Source organism: Alcaligenes sp. AB3 (genome assembly GCF_031844565.1).
Lineage (GTDB): Bacteria > Pseudomonadota > Gammaproteobacteria > Burkholderiales > Burkholderiaceae_B > Alcaligenes > Alcaligenes faecalis.
Map to the genome: position 1 here is coordinate 20,972 of NZ_JAUZVM010000007.1, position 18,668 is coordinate 39,639.

Here is an 18,668-nt window from a genome sequence, read left to right on the forward strand (position 1 = left end):
ATAAGGCTAGTCGTGGGTTTTTTTGGGGCCGTCTATGTGGAATAGTTGAAAGCAGGCGATTAATTGCTTCTGATGTCAGGAAGCTAAACCATTGATTCGATTAAATTATTGATTATTTTATTTCAATGGTTTTAGATTAGCTGGTGCCGATGAAAGGAATCGAACCCTCGACCTTCTCATTACGAATGAGCTGCTCTACCGACTGAGCTACATCGGCTAACCTAAGACGATAAGTATATCCTGTTTTTTTCGGGTTTGTAAATTCTGCGCACGCATTTGGGCTGCGACGTGCTATGTTGGGCGTTTTCAGCCTGTGAAGGGGACGATGATGCTGGGGATCAAGATCAGTTTGGTGGTAGCGGCTTTCTTGCCTTGGTTGGCGGCGATTTGTGCCAAAGCCGGAGGGGCGGGCTTTACGAATCATGAGCCGCGTCCTTGGCTGGCCAGCCTGTCGGGGTGGCGTGGACGGGCCAATGCGGCGCAGGCCAATGCATTTGAAGCGCTGCCGTTCTTTTACGCGGCGGTGTTGCTGGCCTTGTGGTCGGGGGCGGATGCCTTGCGCGTGCAAAGCCTGATGATTTCCTGGATCGTGCTGCGCGTGCTGTATTTGCTGATGTACATATTGGACAAGGCCACCTTGCGCTCGCTGGTGTGGTTCCTGGCCCTGGCCGTGAATATCTGGATTGTGTTCCTGCCCGTGTTGCGGACTTGATGAAATGAAGAAGGGCCTGTTCGGTGCTTTGGATCAAGCACGGAACAGGCCCTTGGGTTTGATGTCTGGAAGATCAGCAGGCCAGCCTTAAAGCTGGCCTGTTTTTTATCTGCCGTTGCTTTCTTGCTCTTCCGCTTCCACACGGGCGCTGACCGCCGAGGGGAACAGATCCCAGCAGGCAATGAACATGGCAGCGATCAGCGGGCCAATCACAAAACCGTTCAGGCCGAAAATTGACAAGCCGCCCAGGGTGGAAATAAGGATTATGTAATCCGGAATTTTGGTGTCTTTACCGACCAGCAGGGGGCGCAGCAGGTTGTCCACCAGGCCAATCACCAAAATACCGAAGGCGGTCAGGATGATGCCGGGGACGTAATGGCCCGAAACAAAGAAGTAGATGGCAACCGGAGCCCAGATCAGCGAGGCGCCCACAGCAGGCAGCAAGGACAGCACAGCCATCAGCACACCCCAGAACAGGGCGCCTTGAATGTCCAGGAACCAGAACATGACCCCGCCCAGCGCACCTTGAGTCGCCGCCACAGCGATATTGCCTTTGACGGTGGCGCGTACCACGGTGGTGAATTTGCGGAACAGGTGGGTTTTCTGGCCTTCGCTCAGAGGGATCAGTTGACGGAAATGACGGCCCAGCTCCACGCCATCGCGCAGCAGAAAGAACAGCATGTACAGCATGATGCCCAGGCTGACCAGGAACTGGAAGGTGTTCTGGCCTACGTTCAGAGCCTGTTTGGTCAGGAACTGTCCGCCTTGAACAGCAAATTCAGAGAACTTCTCTTGCAGGGATGCAAAGTCATGCAGGCCAAAACGGGCGGCAAAATCTGTCACGCTAGGAGGTAGCGCATTCAGTATTTTTTGCAAATAGGCACCGGGATTCAGCTGCCCACTATTCATCAAGTCGTACAGAGAGGCGATTTGTTGAACCAGAGAAATGGAAATCAGGATGACCGGAATAATGACGATCAGAATAATGACCAGCAAACTGATCAGTGCAGATAGAGAACGCCGGCCTTTGGTTTTAGCCAGCAGCTTGCGTTGCAAGGGGGTAAACAAAATAGCCAGAACGGCACCCCAGAATACGGCGCCATAAAAGGGGAGAAGTATCCAGACAAAGGCAGCGGATACGGCGGCCAGCAAAAGCAAAAAAGTATGGAATTGTAGATTTGGCCGGGTGGACATGGAGTTTTTCCATTAGCGTGAATTTGAGCCGATTGTAAGGGGGAAACCTTGCTACGGGCGTGAATCTTGGTATCTGTTTACAGTGTTTTTGTCAGCCTTGGAACCAAGTTACTTTTATATTCTTGTTATATGAGTTTTGCGAAGCAGGAGGGCTCCAAAAGCTGCTTTAGGCATGAAGGGCAAGGTGGGGCATTCCTGCTTCCGGAGAGCTTTGCCGGCCTCGTGCAACCAGGGTTTTCAGCCTTACTGTTGTGTTTGGCGAGCCAGCTGCAAGTAGTAGCTGCTACGCCAGACATGCTGGCTGCTGCGTTCGAACCAGCGGTGGGTGTCCGTGATACGCAGGGTGCGTGAGGCGTCGTCATGGCCTTGCGGGGCCGCCAGAAGCTGGCTGCGAACAGTGCTCAAGAGTTCGGTCAGGGCCTGTGCTCTGGCTTGTACCTGCTCTAGCCAGTCTGCCGGGGCTTGTCCGTGCAAGCCTTGTTGCGCCAGCGTATTCAGCTCTGTGGCCAGGGTCTGAGCCTGCTGGTAACGGCTGTCGCGCAAGTCTGTTGCAGGCTGGTTTTGCAAGCGGCTGCGCAGACGATGCATGTGGTCAATCGTGTGTAAAAGCGCGCTGATGCGGGCGGCAACGGCGGGATCATCAGCAGCGCTGGGGATGCGCAATACAAACTCGTAGGCTTGATCCAGCACGGTTTCGATTTGCTGCAGGTCGGCCGCCGCGGTGCTGGGGCGGCTCATGTTCAGACTGTGCTGATACAGATTCAGCAGGCGCTGGGCCAGCTCTTCCAGCGTGCGTTGGGTAGTTTCCAGGGCCAGGGCCGGTACTTGCAGCAAGCTATCGTCCAGGTGGTGTTGGGGGCGGGCAGAGCGATCCGGCACCAGGCGCTGCACCCAGCGGGCAAACTGCTGGGTAAAGGGCAGGCACAAGGCGGCACCCAGGCCAATGAACAGGCTGTGAAAGGCCGCCAGACCCAATGCGCCGGGAGGAACGTTGATGTAGGAGCCTGTGGCGTACATGGCTTTCAGGAACAAGGGCAGGATCAGCAGTCCCAGTAAACCGGCAATGACGTTGAACAGAATGTAGGCAATGGCCGTGCGCTTGGCGTAAATGGTGCCACCGATGGCAACCAGGACGCCGGTCAGAGTGGTGCCTATGGATGCGCCCACAACAATGGCGGCGGCCTGATCAAAGCTGACCGCCCCGGCATCCAGAGCGGTCAGTGTCATGGCGATAGCGGCGGTCGAGGATTGCAGTACGGCGGTCAGGGCCAGGCCGGTCAGCATGATCAGCAAATGTGCGCCATAGCCGCCCGCAGGCAGATGGGCCAGACTGAAATGGGCGGCCAGCCCTTGCATGCCGTCTTGCAGCATGCCCAATCCCAGAAACAGGGTGCCAAAGCCAGCCAGTGCGCGGCCCAGCTCTTTATAGCGACCGGGGGCCAGCAGTTTGAGCAGGGCGCCCAAGCCAATCAAGGGCAGGGTGTAAAAGCCCAGATTCACTTTTAGCCCCAGGCCGGAGATGATCCAGCCGGTGGCGGTATTGCCCAGACTGGCGCCGATGACCACGCCAATTGCTTGTGTGAAGGAGATAAGCCCTGCACTGACAAAGCCGATCAGGGTGACGGTGGTAGCCGTAGAGGATTGGGCCAGCGCGGTAATCAAGGCGCCGGATGCAAAGGCCTTGATGGGTCTGCCGGTAAAGGCCAGCAGGATCTGCTTGAGGGAGCCGCCCGCAAAAGCCACTAGCCCTTCGGACAGCAGCATCATGCCAATCAGAAAAAGACCGAGTCCCCCTAAAAAGGGGAAAAGAGTATCAAGCATAAAAGAGTGCGAGCAGCGAAATAAATGGCAGATCCCGGCAGGAAAAGTCGGGCAGAAAGCTGGATGCTGCATTATCGCCAGTTACGCTGTCTGTGGAGTGAAATTCTTGAGTGTTGCAAACAGGATATTTATGGAAGCGCATGTTGCAAATGCAGCACCTCTTTATTTTTTTGTGTATAAGTGCGCTTGGGTTTCTATTGCAAAAGAGAGGGCGATGTGGATTTTCGTAAGAGCGTGAAGCTGTTCGCAGGGGCCATGCTGCTGGGTGGCGTGATGGCGGGCCAGGCACAGGCGGTGCAAATGTGGCATTCCGATACGGTCTTTGCGAATCAGGGAATGTGTGCTGCGAATTTTACTTTTGATTCCCAAATGGAGCCGGTTCAGCAGCTGAAGGTCCATATTCAGGTGCTGAGTAAAAAGAACAATAAGCTGGTGGCCGAGGATGTGATCGAGGTGGACGATTTTGGCAGTTCCAGCGCCGATCGCTATGCCACAGGCTATTGGCATGATGAAATCGCGTGCGATCAGAATTTGCGAGTGGTGGTGACGGGGGCGACAGCGGTGATGAATGGCGAACGTGTTGATTTGCTGGCCAAGGATCTGCTGGACGTGCAGAATTTTGTTCCGTATGAGATCAGCATCACGCCCGCAGGAACCCAGTAGACGAGCCAGGATAGGGAGCGTGCCGGCAAAGCCTCTTGAGCAATCAAGAGGCTTTTTTATGTCAGCAGACGTGAAAAAGCCCAGCTACTTGCGTAGCTGGGCTTTTGTATTTTTGGCTCCCCGACCAGGGCTCGAACCTGGGACCTGCGGATTAACAGTCCGTCGCTCTACCGACTGAGCTATCGGGGACCAGCAAAGAAAATAATTATAGGGTAAAGCTATCGATATTGTAAAGAGGTATTTTATGAGAAACCTATTTTCATAAATGCAAAACTGGATACGGCCTTGGCAATAGGCGTAAATCCTGATTTTTCCGTTGGGAACATACCGTCTGGTCAACAAGGCTCATACACCTGGTTTGTAGCAAATGGTTGCAAGCCTTTTGTTTATTGGCTTTGCGCTCATTTAGCCCATTTTCTGCTGAATTCTCTGTAGGTGAAAAACTAGGGAAAATGCGTATGAAACCCAGTAAACACGCCGGATTGAGTTTATTGACACCAATATTGTTTATGTCTGAAATATAAATGCTTGCAGTATATGTGTCTCAACTATCAAGCCCCTTTCATCCCTGTTTCAGGGCCTGGTTCATTGAGATTTCTTGCTTCAAGAAATAGGAGGGAGTGCAGGGGTTTGGCGCCGGGAAATCATCTTTTCAGGCGGTGGCACCCAGCACTTGAACAAGAGCCGGACAACGACAAGAAATCCGGCATTCAGACGTTTACAGAGAACAGAGAACATGAAAAAAACTATCTTGGCAGCCTTGTTGATGCCTGTACTGGCGGTTCCCGCCTACGCTGCATCGAACGTGACTTTGTATGGCGTGGTTGATACCGGCCTGGGCTACGAGCAGTGGAAAGGGAGCGACCTGAAAGGCGGCGCAGAAAAACAAAGCCGTTTTGGTCTGTACGATCAGGGTTGGATGGGTAACCGCTGGGGACTGATGGGTAGCGAAGATCTGGGCGGTGGTCTGAAAGCCAACTTCATGCTGGAAAGCGGCTTTGATCTGAGCGATGGCAATATGCGCCAGAACCGCTTGTTTGGTCGTCAAGCGACCTTGGGCCTGAGTGGTGAATCCTGGGGCCGTGTGGATCTGGGTCGTCAGACCACGGTGACTTCCCTGTACGTTGCGGGTGTGGCCAGCCCCTTTGGTGGCAATGGCTACCAGTACGGCGTGGGCGCTGCATTTGATGCGGCCAACACGGTTCGTTACGACAATATGGTTGCCTACCAGAGCCCCGAGTTCTCTGGCTTCCAGTTCGGTGCGGGCTATTCTTTCAACACCAACGGCGCCCAGAAGTGGGATCGTAGCGGTTTGACTGGCAATGCCATCAACAGCGACGATGCCAACGTGAAAGCCTTTAGCGTAGCCATGCGCTACACCAATGGTCCTTTGAAAGCGGCCTTGAGTTTTGACCAGGCTCGCTACGGCTCCGCTCGCGAGCAAGGTGGCAACCTGGTTGCAGCGGAAAGCGGCAATGTCAGCGCCTGGAACCTGGCAGCCAGCTACAAATTCAGCTTTGCCACCTTGCACGCTGCTTTTGGCCAAAGCCGCAACGGTTACATCGGTGGTTCCCTGCAAACCGAACAATTTGGTCCTGGTATGCACAAGGACCTGAAGGTCAACTCTTACGCGCTGGGCGTGACCGTTCCTACCGGCAAGGCTGGCTCGGTTCTGGCTTCCTGGACCATGGCTGACCCACGTTCCACCCCACGCAGCACAGATGATGCCAAGACCCAGCACGTGTTCAGCGCTGGTTACCTGCACAATCTGTCCAAGCGCACCAATCTGTACGCCATTGGCTCCTACGCTCGCAATATCGGCTACTACAGCGATCTGAAGAGCACGGTTGCCACGGTCGGCATCACGCACCGTTTCTGATCTTTCTGACTGATTCTGCCAGTTCCGGGTCGATGTAGTGCGTTAGCAGCGGCGGCATCGTCCTGGATAGGGACTAGGTCAGGGGAAAAGAGCCACAGCGGGGCTGCATCAACATGCAGTCCCGCTGTCTTTTTTGGCTGAGGGATTTTATTTGTCCAAATGTTAATGGCGCCGTTTCTTCGTGATGGGATAGACGCGTTTTGCAGGGACAAAAAAATCAGCCCAAAGCAAATGCTATGGGCTGATTTCGATGGTTTTCTTGGCTCCCCGACCAGGGCTCGAACCTGGGACCTGCGGATTAACAGTCCGTCGCTCTACCGACTGAGCTATCGGGGACCAGAGAAAAAGAATATAGCATGTATTTTGCGAAATGTGCAAGTTTTCAGAAAGGGAAAAGACAAAAGTTTTCACGTAGTGCTGCTGGGCGCAGTGGCGGACAGGTCATTGGCTGTTGCGCTGGCAGGGTCACCATGGCCGCCGTCCAAGGCAAAGAGTAGAATCGACGGCTTATTGCCCTTACTGACTCTTTTTCTGCCAGGGTCCGCCGCTACCATGCTGACCGTGTGGCCCTGCAAAGTGATGAATTCCCATGCAAGCTAGTCAAAGCTCCAGTGCGCAGCGCAGTTCCTTTTTGATTGGACTGGCGTTGTCGGGGGGCGGATCTATTCTTTTCTCCGCCAAAGCGGTGGTTGCCAAGCTGACTTACCAATACGACGTCAACGCCTTGACGGTTATCGGGTTTCGAATGCTTTTGTCGCTGCCTTTCTTTCTGGCGATTGCACTATGGCAAGTGAAGAAAGTACGCCAGGGCAAGCTGGCCGCACTGACCTGGCGGCAGAAGCTGGAGCTGGTGGTGTTGGGCTTTCTGGGTTATTACCTGGCCAGCTTGCTGGACTTTATTGGTCTTGAATATATTTCGGCAGGGCTGGAGCGGCTGATTCTGTTCCTGTCGCCCACTTTTGTGCTGATTTTCTCTGCCATTTTCCTGAAGCGACGGATTCTGCCTAAGCAGTGGCTGGCCTTGGCGCTGGCGTATCTGGGGGTGGGGCTGGTCTTTGTACAGGATTTGAATCTGACCGGGGATGATGTGCTGCTGGGCGCACTTTGCGTGCTGGGCTCGGCCATTTCCTATGCTATCTACTTGATCGGTTCGGGCGAGCTGCTCAAAGCCATCGGCTCTACACGTCTGGTGGCCTATGCCATGTCTTTCTCGGCGGTCTATACCCTGATTCACTTTTTTGCCGTGCTGGGCTGGCAGGGTTTGATTCAACCTGCTCCGGTTTATGGCTTGTCCATGATTCACGCCGTCTGTAATACGGTTTTGCCGACTTTCATGACCATGTGGGCGGTGGAACGTATTGGCGCGCCCATGAGTGCTCAGATGGGCTTGATTGGTCCAGTGTCGGTCTTGTTTCTGGCGAACTGGTTCCTGAATGAACCGATTACGCTGATGCAATTGCTGGGCACGGCCTTCGTACTTAGCGGCGCGATGGTCTTGAGCCGTCGCTAAGTCCCGGCACAGGCTGGCTTACTTGCCGTTGGCCAGCCGTTTTTCGATTTCGTCGCGGTGCACGTCGTAGGTGGTAAAGCCGGCCAGGTTTTCTGGCATGTTCAGCTTGTCCCGGTGTATCAGCGTCTGGCGAATATCATCCAGGCCACTGCGCCAGTGTTCACGCATGGTCATGCGGCCAAACTGATAGTCCTTGTAGTGCTGCTCGTAGGGCTGGTTGCGGTAAATCAGGTGCACCACGTTATAGCGCTTGTTGCTGGCCAGTTCTTCGGCCAGACGGCAAGGCAGCAGGTCTTTGCGTTGATCTTCGGGGATCAGGGCAAGCAGCTCCGTCAGGATATGGCGCATGTACTGCGAATGACGCATGTCTTCGGTCACCATACGGGTACGGCTGGAGTAGCGGATCTCGTTCAGGCGGTCGCTGACTTCTCCCATATTGTTGGGCACCGGGCCGCGTGCACTCCACAAATCCACTTGAAAAACCAGGGTGTCCCGGCGGGGTGACTGGTCCAGCACATAAGACAGCGGCGTATTGGAAACCAGGCCACCGTCCCAGTAATACTGACCATCAATTTCCACAGGGGCGAAAGCCGGGGGCAGGGCGCCCGAAGCCATGAAGTGCTCGGCCCGCAAGGTGGTGCGATGGTTGTCAAAATACACAAAGTTGCCCGTGCCTACGTTGACCGCGCCTACCGAGATGCGCTGGCGCTTGTCATTGATGCGATCAAAATCGCACAAACGCTCCAGCGTGTCTTTCAGGGCACTGGTGTCGTAATAACTGGCCCCTTCGGGTACGCCCGGCGTGGCTTGCATCGGTGGGGGAAAACGGGGGCGAAAAAAGCCGCGCTGTCCCAAGACCAGCGCATTGCTGGCATTGAAGGCGCTGATGGCCTCGCGCATCACATCGTTGATGCCAAAGAGGGCACGCTCCAGGCAGGCCGGGCTTGACCAGCCATAGTAGGGCTCGCAAATGGTGTTCCAGAACTCTCGCAGGCGTTCTACCTGTCGCTCGGGCGGATTGCCCGCAATAATCGCCGTGTTCAGGGCCCCAATGGAGATGCCGGACAGGCAATCAGGCTCGATTCCTGCTTCCAGCAAACCTTCATAGACACCGGCTTGATAGGCCCCTAACGCGCCGCCGCCTTGCAGCACCAGGGCTACGGTTTCATAAGGTGGTAAATAAGAGGGGCGGGCAAAAGCGGGGACGTCTTGCGCTTGTGGCGTAGGAACAGTGTTCATGGCATCGCTCAGTTCAAGAGGTGGGCAGGAGATCGGGACTTATGATCCCTTCCGGTTGTGCTGCACTGCAGCAAGAATACCATCGCTGCGGGTGTCAACCATCTCAAGAATGCAAACTTGCGTCAATTTTCGGCTGGGGATGAGCCGGATTCGGGGCTGTGCAAATGATCTGCAAAGGCGCTCAAGACCTGGCTGCGGTAGCGTTCCTTGTGCAGCACCAGAGACAGACGGCGCTTCAAATCCAGAAAGGGGGTGTCCAGGATGCGTAGTCGTTGATTGGCAACAGCATCCAGCGTGGCTGCCTGTGGCAGGCAGGCCAGCCCCAGCCCTGCAATGACGGCTTGCTTGATGGCCTCCACCTGGCCCAGTTCCATCAGCACATGCCCACCGGGCAGCACATTCAGGGCTTGTTCGGTCAGCGCGCGGGAGGCCGAGCCACGTTCGCGCATGATCCAGCTCATGCCCGCAAAGTCCTGTTTTTCCAGAGTGGTCTTGGTGGCCAGTGGATGATCGGGGGCGGCGCAAACGACCAGCGCATCTTCGCGCCAGATCCAGGTTTCCAGTTGCGGATGGTTGACCGGGCCTTCCACGCAGGCAATGTCGCAGCTGTGTTCCAGCAACTGATTGATGATGTTGGCCGTGTTGTCTACCGACACATGCAGGGAGACACGCGGGTGCTGGCGTACAAATTGCCCCACCAGATCCCCGATCAGGTAGTTGCCTACCGTATTGCTGGCCCCGATGCGGATTTCGCCGCGCAGTTCGCGTTCTTCCTGCTGGCTCTGCATTTCACGCAAACGCTCCAGAATCTCGCGCGCGTGCGGCAGAAGCTGCTTGCCACGGCTGGTCAGTTGCATGCGCCCGGGTGTGCGTTCAAACAAGGGGCAATCCAGCTGCTTTTCCAGTTCGGCCAGGGCCATGCTGGCAGCCGGTTGGGACAAGTGAATGTTGGCCGCGCAAGCGCGCACTGTGCCCAAAGTGGCAATGCCTACAAACACTTCCAGTTGTCTGATGCTGATCGCGTTCATAATAAATAAAATTGATACTTACGATAAGTAATAATGAATTTTTTAATACTCGGGGTCAACCTAAAATTACTTTTACTTATTACATATCTGGAATGACGAGATGAGCAGTGTGACCGATTTACCAGCAGGAAGCACCGCCCTGAAGGCGCAGGGCAAATCGGGTTTCTCTCTGAAGCCGTCCCGTTTGTGGGGCTTTTTACTGGCGGTGGCCGTGGGTGTTGCCGCCATGGGCCTGGGGAAATTGTGGCCGTTGATTGGCGGCCCTGTTTTTGCGATTGTCCTGGGGATGGTACTGCGTAACAGCATGGGCGTGGCTCCGGTGTTTCAGCCCGGTTTGCGCTTTTCGTCCAAAGTGCTGTTGCAGTGGTCGATTATTGGCCTGGGTTTTGGTTTGAGCCTGCCGCAAGTGATGCGTACCGGCATGGATTCGCTGGCTGTAACCCTGGTGACGCTGACGGTGGCTTTTGTGACGGCACTGGTACTGGGCCGAGCCTTGGGCATTCCTTCCAAGCTGCGCACCCTGATCGGGGTGGGGACGGCGATTTGCGGTGGCTCGGCGATTGCGGCAGTTACGCCCATTCTGAAGCCGGAAGAGCATGAAACTGCACTGGCAATTTCCACCATCTTTATCTTCAATATTGTGGCGGTGCTGATCTTCCCCTTGGCCGGTCACATGATGAACATGTCCGATGCAGGCTTTGGGGTGTGGGCGGGAACTGCTATCAACGATACCTCGTCAGTCGTGGCGGCAGGGTATAGCTACAGCCGCCAGGCCGGTGACCATGCCACTATCGTGAAATTGACGCGTGCAACCTTGATTATTCCTATCTGCCTGATTCTGGCGGGCCTGGAAATGTGGCGTTCGCGTCAGGCGGGTCGGGATTTTGATCTGATGCGCGTATTTCCTTGGTTTATTGTCTGGTTCATGGTGGCCTCGGCTCTGCGCTCGCTGGGTTGGGTGCCGGTAGAGTGGCTGGAACCGCTGCGTTTTCTGGCCGAGTTCCTGATGGTTCTGGCCCTGGCTGCCATTGGCTTGTGCTCGGATTTAAAGGTGATGGCACGAGCCGGCGCGCGGCCTGCCTTGCTGGGTCTGGGAGTCTGGATTGCCGTAGCCGTCAGCAGTTTGTTGGTTCAGCGTTGGATAGGCGTCTGGTAAGGCGGGACAGTAAAAAGCCCCTGACAGTGGAAATAATTGTCCACTGTCAGGGGCTTTTTTTTTATGTGCCGCTTATGTGCTTAAACGAACCAGGAAGCCGGGCTGCGGTTCAGCGCCACGCCCACGATATAGGCAAAGATGGCAATCGCAATCAGCGCTGCCACGCCGCGGCTGAAAGCGGTTTTACCGCGCTTGATGGCATAGCTGCCCACCACGATGTAGACCACCAGCAACACAATCTTGGTCAGCAGCCAGGGCTGGTTGGCTGCTGCGCCCAACATGCCGGCCAGCGCCAGACCACAGACCAGCAAGACGGTATCGATGACATGCGGGGCAATGCGCACAAAGCGATTCTGCAAACAGGATGAGCCGGACACTGACCAGAAGGCCCGAATAATGAAAAACAAAATGCTCAGCCCGGCGGCTGTCATGTGCAAGTGTTTGAGGGCCACGTAAGTCATGCCAGTTATTTCCTTCTGAAGTTCAGGGTGCAGAAAAAGGCAGTATACGCAGGCTGGGGCTTAAAAGTTTTTCTGCGTCCCGGCTTGTGCCTGTTCAGACGCAAAAAACCGCCAAATTCAGAGTTGATTGACGGGCAGCTTCAGATAGACCTGGCCATTGCTTTCAGGCTCGGGAAAGTGGCCAGCCCGGATATTGACCTGAATGGATGGCAGGATCAGGCGCGGCATGCCCAGGGTTTTGTCGCGTGCGATGCGGCGCTCGCAAAACTGTTCCTGACTGATGCCGTCGTGCACATGGATATTGTCGTTTTTCTGGTCCTGAACCGTGCATTGAAAATGGGGCTCCCGTCCTTCAGGCGGGTAGTCGTGGCACATGAACAGGACAGTGTCTGCGGGCAGGGCCAGCAAGCGCTGGATGGATTCATACAGCTGGCTGGCGCTGCCGCCCGGAAAGTCGCAACGAGCGGTGCCTACATCGGGCAAAAACAGGGTGTCACCCACAAATACGCCCAGCCCCTGAACGTGATAGGCCATATCGGCCGGTGTGTGGCCGGGTACGTGCAGGGCTTGTACCTGAAGGGCACCGATCTGGAACTGCTCCTGATCCTTGAATAGCGTATCGAAGGGTGTGCCGTTGGCCTGGATTTCGGCCTCTATATTGAAGATGCGACTGAACGTGGACTGCACTTGCTTGATGTGCTCGCCGATGGCGATTTTGCCGCCCACCTGTTCCTGCAACCAGACCGCAGCGGACAGATGGTCGGCATGGGCGTGGGTTTCCAGAATCCATTGCACCTCCAGCTGATGCTGGCGCACAAAATCCACGACCTTCTGGGCTGAGGCAGTGCTGCTGCGGCCGGAGGCGGCATCATAGTCCAGCACGGAGTCGATGATGGCGCATTCGCGTTGGCCTGCGGCATGGACCACGTAGGTGAACGTGGAGGTGTCCGTATGAAAGAAGCTGGCGACCTGGGCTTGGAGCATGTCAGACCTCTTGTTGCTTATAAAATATGAAAAGATATTATATAATAATATATATTGTGTTTTTGTAGAACGATATGAATCAAACCGAAATGGAAGCGCTGCGACAGGTAGCAGGCCGAGCCAGCAGCTTGCTGGGCAGCCTGGCCAACCCCGACCGCCTGATGATTCTCTGCACCTTGGTGCAGGGTGAATGCAATGTGGGGGAACTGGCACAGCGCAGTGGCATTGTTCAGCCTACTTTATCGCAGCAATTGACTGTTTTGCGGCGTGAAGAGCTGATTGCGAGCCGCAAAGAGGGCAAATACGTCTATTACCGACTGGAAAATCCAGCGGTGCTGGCGGTGATGCAGACTTTATATGGAATCTTTTGCGCCCCGGGAGGCACTGATGATTGCAATTGACTGGACTTCGTTTACACCTTGGAGTGCCTTGTTCGGGGGCGCGTTGGTGGGCTTGGCTGCCTCTATCCTGGTGCTGTTCAATGGCCGGGTGTTTGGTATCTCCGGTCTGCTGTCGGGCACCTGGAGCGGGGAGGCCGGTGACAAGGGCTGGCGCTGGATGGCCTTGCTGGGCCTGGCGGCAGCTCCCTGGTTGTATCGCCTGGCCGGGGAAACTGTGCCAGAGGTACAGTCGCAGCCCTGGATATGGGTTGTCGTGGCCGGTTTGCTGGTGGGGTTTGGGACCCGGCTGGGTTCAGGTTGCACTAGCGGGCATGGCGTTTGTGGCTTGTCGCGTCTGTCACCCCGTTCTTTGGTGGCAACCTTGATGTTTATGGCCAGCGGTTTTCTGACCGTGTTTGTCTTGCGTCACCTGATCTAAGGAGCCCACCATGCACTATTTTATCGCTTTAGTCTCTGGCCTGATTTTTGGCTTGGGCTTGTTGATTTCCGGCTTGGCTAACCCCAGCAAGGTGCTGGCGTTTCTGGATCTGGCCGGGGCCTGGGACCCGTCCTTGGCTTTGGTAATGGTGGCGGCCATTGCGGTGGCGATTGTGCCCTTCAGCCTGGCTCGTCGTCGCCCATGTGCGTTCGTCACTGGCCAGCCCATGAATTTGCCCAAGCAGCGTCAAATTGACCGCCCCTTGATAGTGGGGGCCTTGATTTTTGGTGCAGGCTGGGGCGTGGCCGGCTTTTGCCCGGGTCCGGCCATTGTGCTGGCCGCCTCGGGTGCACCTTTGGCCGTGCTGTTTCTGGTCGCGATGCTGGTTGGAATGTGGGCGGCAGGGCGGGTGCGTGGCTAAGCACCACGCCACAGGGCCTTAGCCCAGATGAGTGCTGGGAGCCGGGACTTGATCCGGCTCCATATTCACCAGACCCTGCAAGATGCCGCAATGCTCCAGGCCACCGGCCTGCCCGCAGCGATGGCGCAATTCAATCAGTTGTTTTTGCAGGTGTTCCAGTTCCGCAATGCGCACGGCTACATGCTCGATGTGCTCATCCAGCAAATCATTCACCGGGGCGCAGTCTTGCGCCGGGCCGTCCATAAATGCCAGCAGGCCGCGGATTTCTTCGTGTGTCATATCCAGGCTGCGGCAGTTGCGAATAAAACGTAGCCGTTCCAGGTGGATATTGCGGTACAGGCGATAGTTGCCCTCGCTGCGTTCCGGCTCGGGCAGCAGTCCGACTTTCTCGTAATAGCGGATGGTTTCCGTGTTGCAGTGGCTTTTTTCCGCCAACTCACCAATTTTCATTGCTTTGCCTCCAAAGGGCTTGACCTTGTAGTTACTTTAGGCTTTCTACTGGTCCCATGCAAGAAGCGAGGAACGGCTATGACATCAGCTAACAAGACATCAAAGCTCGACGTGGGGCAGGGCACAACATCGGCCTGCCAGACCGGGCATTCCCATGACCATAGTCATGATCATGACCATGCGGCGGGCGATCACAGCCACGAGCATAGCCATGATCACGATCACAGCCATGCAGAACAAACAGCGCAAGCTCATGAAGGGGCATGCTGCTCGGCTCCTGCCATTGGTCCGTCGGTGGCCTTGGCTGCCAGTACCTCCACCCGTCTGGTCGTGCATATCGCTGATATGGATTGCCCAGCCGAAGAGAACATGATTCGCTCCGGCCTGAAAAAGCTGGATCAGGTGCAGAACCTGGGCTTTGACCTGATGCAGCGCGTCTTGACCGTGGACCACGTGGATGGCGCTCGCGATAAAGTGCTGGGTGCCCTGCGTGGCCTGGGTTTTGAGCCTCGCATGGCCGATGAAGAACCTGTGAAGCAGGTATCGCCCAAGCAGGGCCTGATTCGTATTGCCGGTGCCGTGGTACTGGCTTTGGCTGCCGAGATCAGCCATTGGCTGGCGGCCCCCGAATGGCTGGTAATTGTTCTGGCGGTGGCTGCGATTCTGTCCGGTGGTGTGCAGGTCTACAAGAAAGGCTGGATTGCGCTGCGTAATGGTCAGCTCAACATTAATGCCTTGATGAGTATTGCCGTCACGGGGGCGGTGATTCTGGCCCAATGGCCTGAAGCCGCCATGGTGATGTCCCTGTTCAGCCTGGCTGAGTGGATCGAAGCTCGTTCCCTGGATCGTGCCCGCAATGCGGTGGACAGTCTGCTCAAGCTGGTGCCGGATGAAGTTCTGGTCAGTGCCGACGGCAAGGACTGGCAACGAGTACCCGCCAATCAGGTTCAGGCTGGCTGGCAAGTGCGTGTCGCCCCCGGCGAGCGTTTTGGCCTGGACGGTAAAGTCCTGCAAGGGCTAAGCACGGTTAATCAGGCCCCCATTACAGGTGAAAGCGCCCCCGTGGACAAAGAGCCCGGTGACGAGGTTTTTGCAGGCACCATTAATGGCATGGGCGAGCTGGTCTATCAAGTCCAGGCTGCTCATGATGAAACCTTGCTGGCTCGCATCACGCGGTCGGTTCAGGAAGCGCAGGCCAACAAGGCGCCGATTCAGCGTTTTGTGGATCAGTTCTCCCGCATTTACACCCCGCTGGTCGTGGTGGCAGCAGCCTTGATGGCGGTGGCCTTGCCCTTGATCTGGGGCGTGAGCTGGTCGGAGTCCGTCTATCGTGCTCTGGTTCTGCTGGTAATCGCTTGCCCTTGCGCCTTGGTGATTTCCACACCGGTGGCCGTGGTCAGTGCTTTGGCCAGTGCCGCACGTGCCGGTATCTTGATTAAAGGTGGCGTGTATCTGGAACGGGCTCGTCAGCTGCGTTACCTGGCCGTGGACAAGACCGGCACCCTGACTTTGGGCGAGCCCTCCTTGAGCGAATACGGCAGTTTGCGTCCAGGCCTGTCGGATAGCGAAGTGCTGGACATGGCCGTTGCTCTGGCCGAGCGTTCGGATCACCCCGCCTCGCAAGCGATTGCACGTGGTCGTGTGGCATCGGGCCTGTTAAGCCTGGACCAGTTCGAGGCCTTGGCGGGCAATGGCGTGCAGGCAGAGGGTTCGACTGGCCAATTGCGTCTGGGCAAGCGTAGCTGGGTGCTGGGCCAGAATCAGGCCGAGTCCAGCCAGGCCGAGCAGCAAGCCGTAGAGAGCGGTGCCACCATGGTGTATCTGGGTGACGAACAAGGTCTGCTGGCCTGGTTCGCCATGATGGATACCCTGCGTCCTACCACCACTCAAGCGATCCGCGACCTGCAAGCGCAGGGCGTGCAAGTGGAAGTGCTCTCGGGCGACCATGAACAAGCCGTGCGCCATGTGGCTCAGCAAGCCGGCATCAAGGATTTTCGAGGCGGTTTGCTGCCACAGGACAAGCTGGATCGTATCGCGGAAAAACTGGGCAAGGGCCTGGTGGCGATGGTGGGCGATGGCATCAATGATGCGCCTGCCCTGGCTCGTGCGGATGTGGGTATCGCCATGGGGGCTTTAGGTTCGGACATTGCGATCGAGACTGCTGATGTGGCCTTGATGGACGATGATCTGGGCAAGATTGCCTTGCTGATGCGTCAGTCCCGAGCCTTGCACGCCGTTCTGTGGCAGAACATCAGCCTGGCCTTGGGTATCAAGGCGGTATTCCTGGTGATGGCTCTGACCGGACAGGCCACCATGTGGATGGCGGTGTTTGCCGACGTGGGCGCCAGCTTGCTGGTGGTGCTGAACAGCTTGCGTCTGTTGCGCGCCCGCAATCCTTAAATTCCGTGTGTGTGGCAATCAAACTCCACCTCCTTGAGGTGGAGTTTTTTTATGCTTCATTCTTATGTTTCATCAAATAAGGTCATCACTAACGTGAAGTTGATTTGACACACAGTAGTATCATTAAGGCTTCATTTGAGTTTGGGCCCTGCTTGTTTCTCATCTGTGTCGAGCAGGCTGGGCATGACAAGGACGCGCGATGATTGCACTGCTGGAAGCGGGTCGAGCCGGGCTCCTGGGGCGAAAACATTGGCTAAACAACCTGCTGGCCGGTCTGGTAGTAGGGGTGGTGGCGTTGCCGCTGGCCATGGCCTTTGCCATTGCATCCGGAGTCAAGCCCGAGCAGGGTTTGTATACCGCCATTATTGCCGGGTTGGCGGTTTCTTTATTTGGTGGCAGCCGGGTTCAGATAGCTGGGCCCACAGGCGCTTTCATTGTTATCTTGTCCGGGGTGGTTGCCCAGCATGGCGTGGCCGGCCTGCAAATTGCCACCTTGATGGCCGGGGTCATTTTGCTGCTGCTGGGCCTGTTGCGCCTGGGGGCGGTGATCCGCTTTATTCCTGATCCGGTCATTGTCGGATTCACTGCTGGTATTGGTGTGATTATCTGGGTGGGCCAGTGGCGGGATTTTTTTGGCCTTCCCGTCGTAGACGGCCAGCACTTTCACGAGAAGCTCTGGTTCTTGCTGCAGAACCTGCCGTCCTTGGATTGGGCCACCACGCTGCTGGGGATGTTATCTCTGGCCATCCTGATCATTGTGCCCAAGATTCCAAGCCTGGCGCGTTTGCCTGGCCCTTTGGTGGCCTTGGTGATTATCACGCTTATCCAGGCGATTTTCCGTTTCGAGTCGGTGGCCACTATCGGTTCCAGCTTCGGCGCCTTGCCTAGCGGCTTGCCGTCTTTTCAATGGCCAGACATTACCCTGACCCGTGTGGTGGAGCTGATCGGGCCTGCTTTTGCCATTGCCATGCTGGGCGCTATCGAGTCCTTGTTGTCCGCCGTGGTGGCGGACTCCATGACAGGTTCGCGTCACGACTCCAATCAGGAACTGGTGGGACAGGGCATTGCCAACGTGCTCTCGCCCTTGTTTGGCGGGATTGCGGCTACCGGGGCCATTGCCCGTACGGCCACCAATATCCGAAATGGTGGTGACAGCCCCATTGCCGGCATCGTGCATGTGATTTTCCTGGTACTGGTCTTGCTGCTTTTAGCTCCGCTGGCTGCCTATATTCCACTGACAGTGCTGGCAGCCATTCTGTTCATGGTGGCCTGGAATATGAGTCAGGCCAAGCTGGTGGTCCGTTTGCAGCGTCGCATGCCCCCGGCTGACTTGTTCATTTTGTGGGTGACGTTTGCGCTGACGGTCTTCGCGGATCTGGTCGTGGCCGTCAATATCGGGGTGATTCTGGCCATGTTGTATGTGCTCAAGCGCACCTCGGATGGGGTGCAGGTGCGTGCGCTGGAAGGCCGTCGTTTGCAGCGGGCACTGGATTTGTCTTTCAGCCAGGAGCTGCGCCAGGATATCTCGGTGCTTACCCTGGAAGGGCCATACTTCTTTGCCAGTGTGGAGGCGGTGAATCGCTCCTTGCTGACGGTGCCCGAGCCGGTTCGGGCAGTGGTTCTGCGTCTGAATTACGTGCCTTTTGTGGACGCGACAGCCATGCAGGCCCTGGAAACCGCCTTGACGGAGCTGGAGCAGCGCAATGTCATGGTGGCCGTTTGCGAAGCCAACGAAAAAGTGACCCGTAAGTTGATACGCATGGGCCTGTTCAAGCAGATCCACGGACATCGCGTGTTTGATAGTTTGCAGAATGCGTGGGAAAGCGTCAGTGAAACGCTGGACCACCGGGCGGGTGTTCAGAAAGAAGAGGCTACGCCTGAGGCGGGAGTGCCAACTTAGCGGAGCAGTGTGTTGCCTGCCTGTCCGGGTA

General features: G+C 56.3%; 17 protein-coding genes and 3 tRNA genes. 10 read left to right on the forward strand and 10 right to left on the reverse strand.

Annotated elements, in window-relative coordinates; genetic code table 11:
* Positions 1 to 141: 141 nt before the first annotated feature.
* Positions 142 to 217 (reverse strand) — tRNA-Thr (locus tag Q9R35_RS14060).
* 111 nt (positions 218 to 328) lie between these two features.
* On the opposite strand from Q9R35_RS14060, the gene Q9R35_RS14065 reads away from it, so the two are divergent.
* A complete protein-coding gene (locus Q9R35_RS14065; protein WP_042487660.1) occupies positions 329 to 712 on the forward strand; it encodes an MAPEG family protein in 384 nt (127 codons plus the stop codon).
* Between the two features lie 105 nt (positions 713 to 817).
* Here Q9R35_RS14065 and Q9R35_RS14070 read toward each other — a convergent pair whose 3' ends face one another.
* Positions 818 to 1,906, reverse strand: coding sequence for an AI-2E family transporter (locus Q9R35_RS14070; RefSeq protein WP_042487657.1), 1,089 nt, complete (start codon positions 1,904 to 1,906; stop codon positions 818 to 820).
* A 243-nt stretch (positions 1,907 to 2,149) separates the two neighbouring features.
* Complete coding sequence (locus tag Q9R35_RS14075; RefSeq protein WP_181363908.1) at positions 2,150 to 3,727, reverse strand: Na/Pi cotransporter family protein; 1,578 nt, start codon at positions 3,725 to 3,727, stop codon at positions 2,150 to 2,152.
* 216 nt (positions 3,728 to 3,943) lie between these two features.
* On the opposite strand from Q9R35_RS14075, the gene Q9R35_RS14080 reads away from it, so the two are divergent.
* Positions 3,944 to 4,390, forward strand: a complete 447-nt coding sequence (locus Q9R35_RS14080; RefSeq protein ID WP_109089371.1) for an IrmA family protein — start codon at positions 3,944 to 3,946, stop codon at positions 4,388 to 4,390.
* A gap of 113 nt (positions 4,391 to 4,503) precedes the next feature.
* On the opposite strand, the gene Q9R35_RS14085 is transcribed toward Q9R35_RS14080, so the two are convergent.
* Positions 4,504 to 4,579 (reverse strand) — tRNA-Asn (locus tag Q9R35_RS14085).
* Between the two features lie 547 nt (positions 4,580 to 5,126).
* Between Q9R35_RS14085 and Q9R35_RS14090 the strand changes: the two genes are divergently transcribed.
* Positions 5,127 to 6,269, forward strand: coding sequence for a porin (locus tag Q9R35_RS14090; RefSeq protein ID WP_086060835.1), 1,143 nt, complete (start codon positions 5,127 to 5,129; stop codon positions 6,267 to 6,269).
* 260 nt (positions 6,270 to 6,529) lie between these two features.
* Here the strand turns inward: Q9R35_RS14090 and Q9R35_RS14095 are convergent.
* A tRNA-Asn gene (locus Q9R35_RS14095) sits at positions 6,530 to 6,605 on the reverse strand.
* Positions 6,606 to 6,858: 253 nt separating this feature from the next.
* On the opposite strand from Q9R35_RS14095, the gene Q9R35_RS14100 reads away from it, so the two are divergent.
* Positions 6,859 to 7,779 carry a DMT family transporter gene (locus Q9R35_RS14100; RefSeq protein ID WP_086060834.1) on the forward strand — a complete coding sequence of 307 codons (921 nt, stop codon included), beginning with the start codon at positions 6,859 to 6,861 and terminating at the stop codon, positions 7,777 to 7,779.
* An 18-nt stretch (positions 7,780 to 7,797) separates the two neighbouring features.
* Here the strand turns inward: Q9R35_RS14100 and Q9R35_RS14105 are convergent, their stop codons facing one another.
* Both Q9R35_RS14105 and Q9R35_RS14110 read right to left on the reverse strand, forming a co-directional pair.
* Positions 7,798 to 9,018 carry a patatin-like phospholipase family protein gene (locus Q9R35_RS14105; protein ID WP_063689778.1) on the reverse strand — a complete coding sequence of 407 codons (1,221 nt, stop codon included), beginning with the start codon at positions 9,016 to 9,018 and terminating at the stop codon, positions 7,798 to 7,800.
* Between the two features lie 122 nt (positions 9,019 to 9,140).
* On the reverse strand, positions 9,141 to 10,046 hold the full coding sequence (locus Q9R35_RS14110; protein ID WP_042487640.1) for a LysR family transcriptional regulator: 906 nt from the start codon (positions 10,044 to 10,046) through the stop codon (positions 9,141 to 9,143).
* 100 nt (positions 10,047 to 10,146) lie between these two features.
* On the opposite strand from Q9R35_RS14110, the gene Q9R35_RS14115 reads away from it, so the two are divergent.
* Entirely contained in the window at positions 10,147 to 11,202 is a 1,056-nt protein-coding gene (locus tag Q9R35_RS14115; RefSeq protein ID WP_063689775.1) for a YeiH family protein, read from the forward strand.
* 80 nt (positions 11,203 to 11,282) lie between these two features.
* On the opposite strand, the gene Q9R35_RS14120 is transcribed toward Q9R35_RS14115, so the two are convergent.
* Together Q9R35_RS14120 and Q9R35_RS14125 are read right to left on the reverse strand one after the other, a co-directional pair.
* Positions 11,283 to 11,663: a SirB2 family protein gene (locus Q9R35_RS14120; protein ID WP_021446841.1), complete on the reverse strand. Its 381-nt coding sequence runs from the start codon at positions 11,661 to 11,663 to the stop codon at positions 11,283 to 11,285.
* Between the two features lie 117 nt (positions 11,664 to 11,780).
* On the reverse strand, positions 11,781 to 12,647 hold the full coding sequence (locus tag Q9R35_RS14125; RefSeq protein ID WP_199265569.1) for an MBL fold metallo-hydrolase: 867 nt from the start codon (positions 12,645 to 12,647) through the stop codon (positions 11,781 to 11,783).
* 74 nt (positions 12,648 to 12,721) lie between these two features.
* On the opposite strand from Q9R35_RS14125, the gene Q9R35_RS14130 reads away from it, so the two are divergent.
* The 3 genes from Q9R35_RS14130 to Q9R35_RS14140 are packed head-to-tail and all read left to right on the forward strand — an operon-like array spanning position 12,722 to position 13,887.
* Positions 12,722 to 13,048 carry a metalloregulator ArsR/SmtB family transcription factor gene (locus Q9R35_RS14130; protein ID WP_086060830.1) on the forward strand — a complete coding sequence of 109 codons (327 nt, stop codon included), beginning with the start codon at positions 12,722 to 12,724 and terminating at the stop codon, positions 13,046 to 13,048.
* Positions 13,035 to 13,466, forward strand: coding sequence for a YeeE/YedE family protein (locus Q9R35_RS14135; protein ID WP_231691424.1), 432 nt, complete (start codon positions 13,035 to 13,037; stop codon positions 13,464 to 13,466). Before Q9R35_RS14130 ends, Q9R35_RS14135 begins: the two co-directional genes overlap by 14 nt.
* Before the next feature lie 10 nt (positions 13,467 to 13,476).
* Positions 13,477 to 13,887 carry a DUF6691 family protein gene (locus Q9R35_RS14140; protein WP_042487626.1) on the forward strand — a complete coding sequence of 137 codons (411 nt, stop codon included), beginning with the start codon at positions 13,477 to 13,479 and terminating at the stop codon, positions 13,885 to 13,887.
* Between the two features lie 18 nt (positions 13,888 to 13,905).
* On the opposite strand, the gene cadR is transcribed toward Q9R35_RS14140, so the two are convergent.
* The gene (gene cadR / locus Q9R35_RS14145) at positions 13,906 to 14,337 is read right to left on the reverse strand and encodes a Cd(II)/Pb(II)-responsive transcriptional regulator (RefSeq protein WP_042487623.1); all 432 of its coding nucleotides are present in this window, start codon (positions 14,335 to 14,337) and stop codon (positions 13,906 to 13,908) included.
* Between the two features lie 78 nt (positions 14,338 to 14,415).
* Here cadR and Q9R35_RS14150 point away from each other — a divergent pair, with 78 nt between their 5' ends.
* Both Q9R35_RS14150 and Q9R35_RS14155 read left to right on the forward strand, forming a co-directional pair.
* Positions 14,416 to 16,737, forward strand: coding sequence for a cation-translocating P-type ATPase (locus Q9R35_RS14150; protein WP_311220013.1), 2,322 nt, complete (start codon positions 14,416 to 14,418; stop codon positions 16,735 to 16,737).
* A 199-nt stretch (positions 16,738 to 16,936) separates the two neighbouring features.
* The gene (locus tag Q9R35_RS14155) at positions 16,937 to 18,637 is read left to right on the forward strand and encodes a SulP family inorganic anion transporter (protein ID WP_197313697.1); all 1,701 of its coding nucleotides are present in this window, start codon (positions 16,937 to 16,939) and stop codon (positions 18,635 to 18,637) included.
* Positions 18,638 to 18,668: the final 31 nt, after the last annotated feature.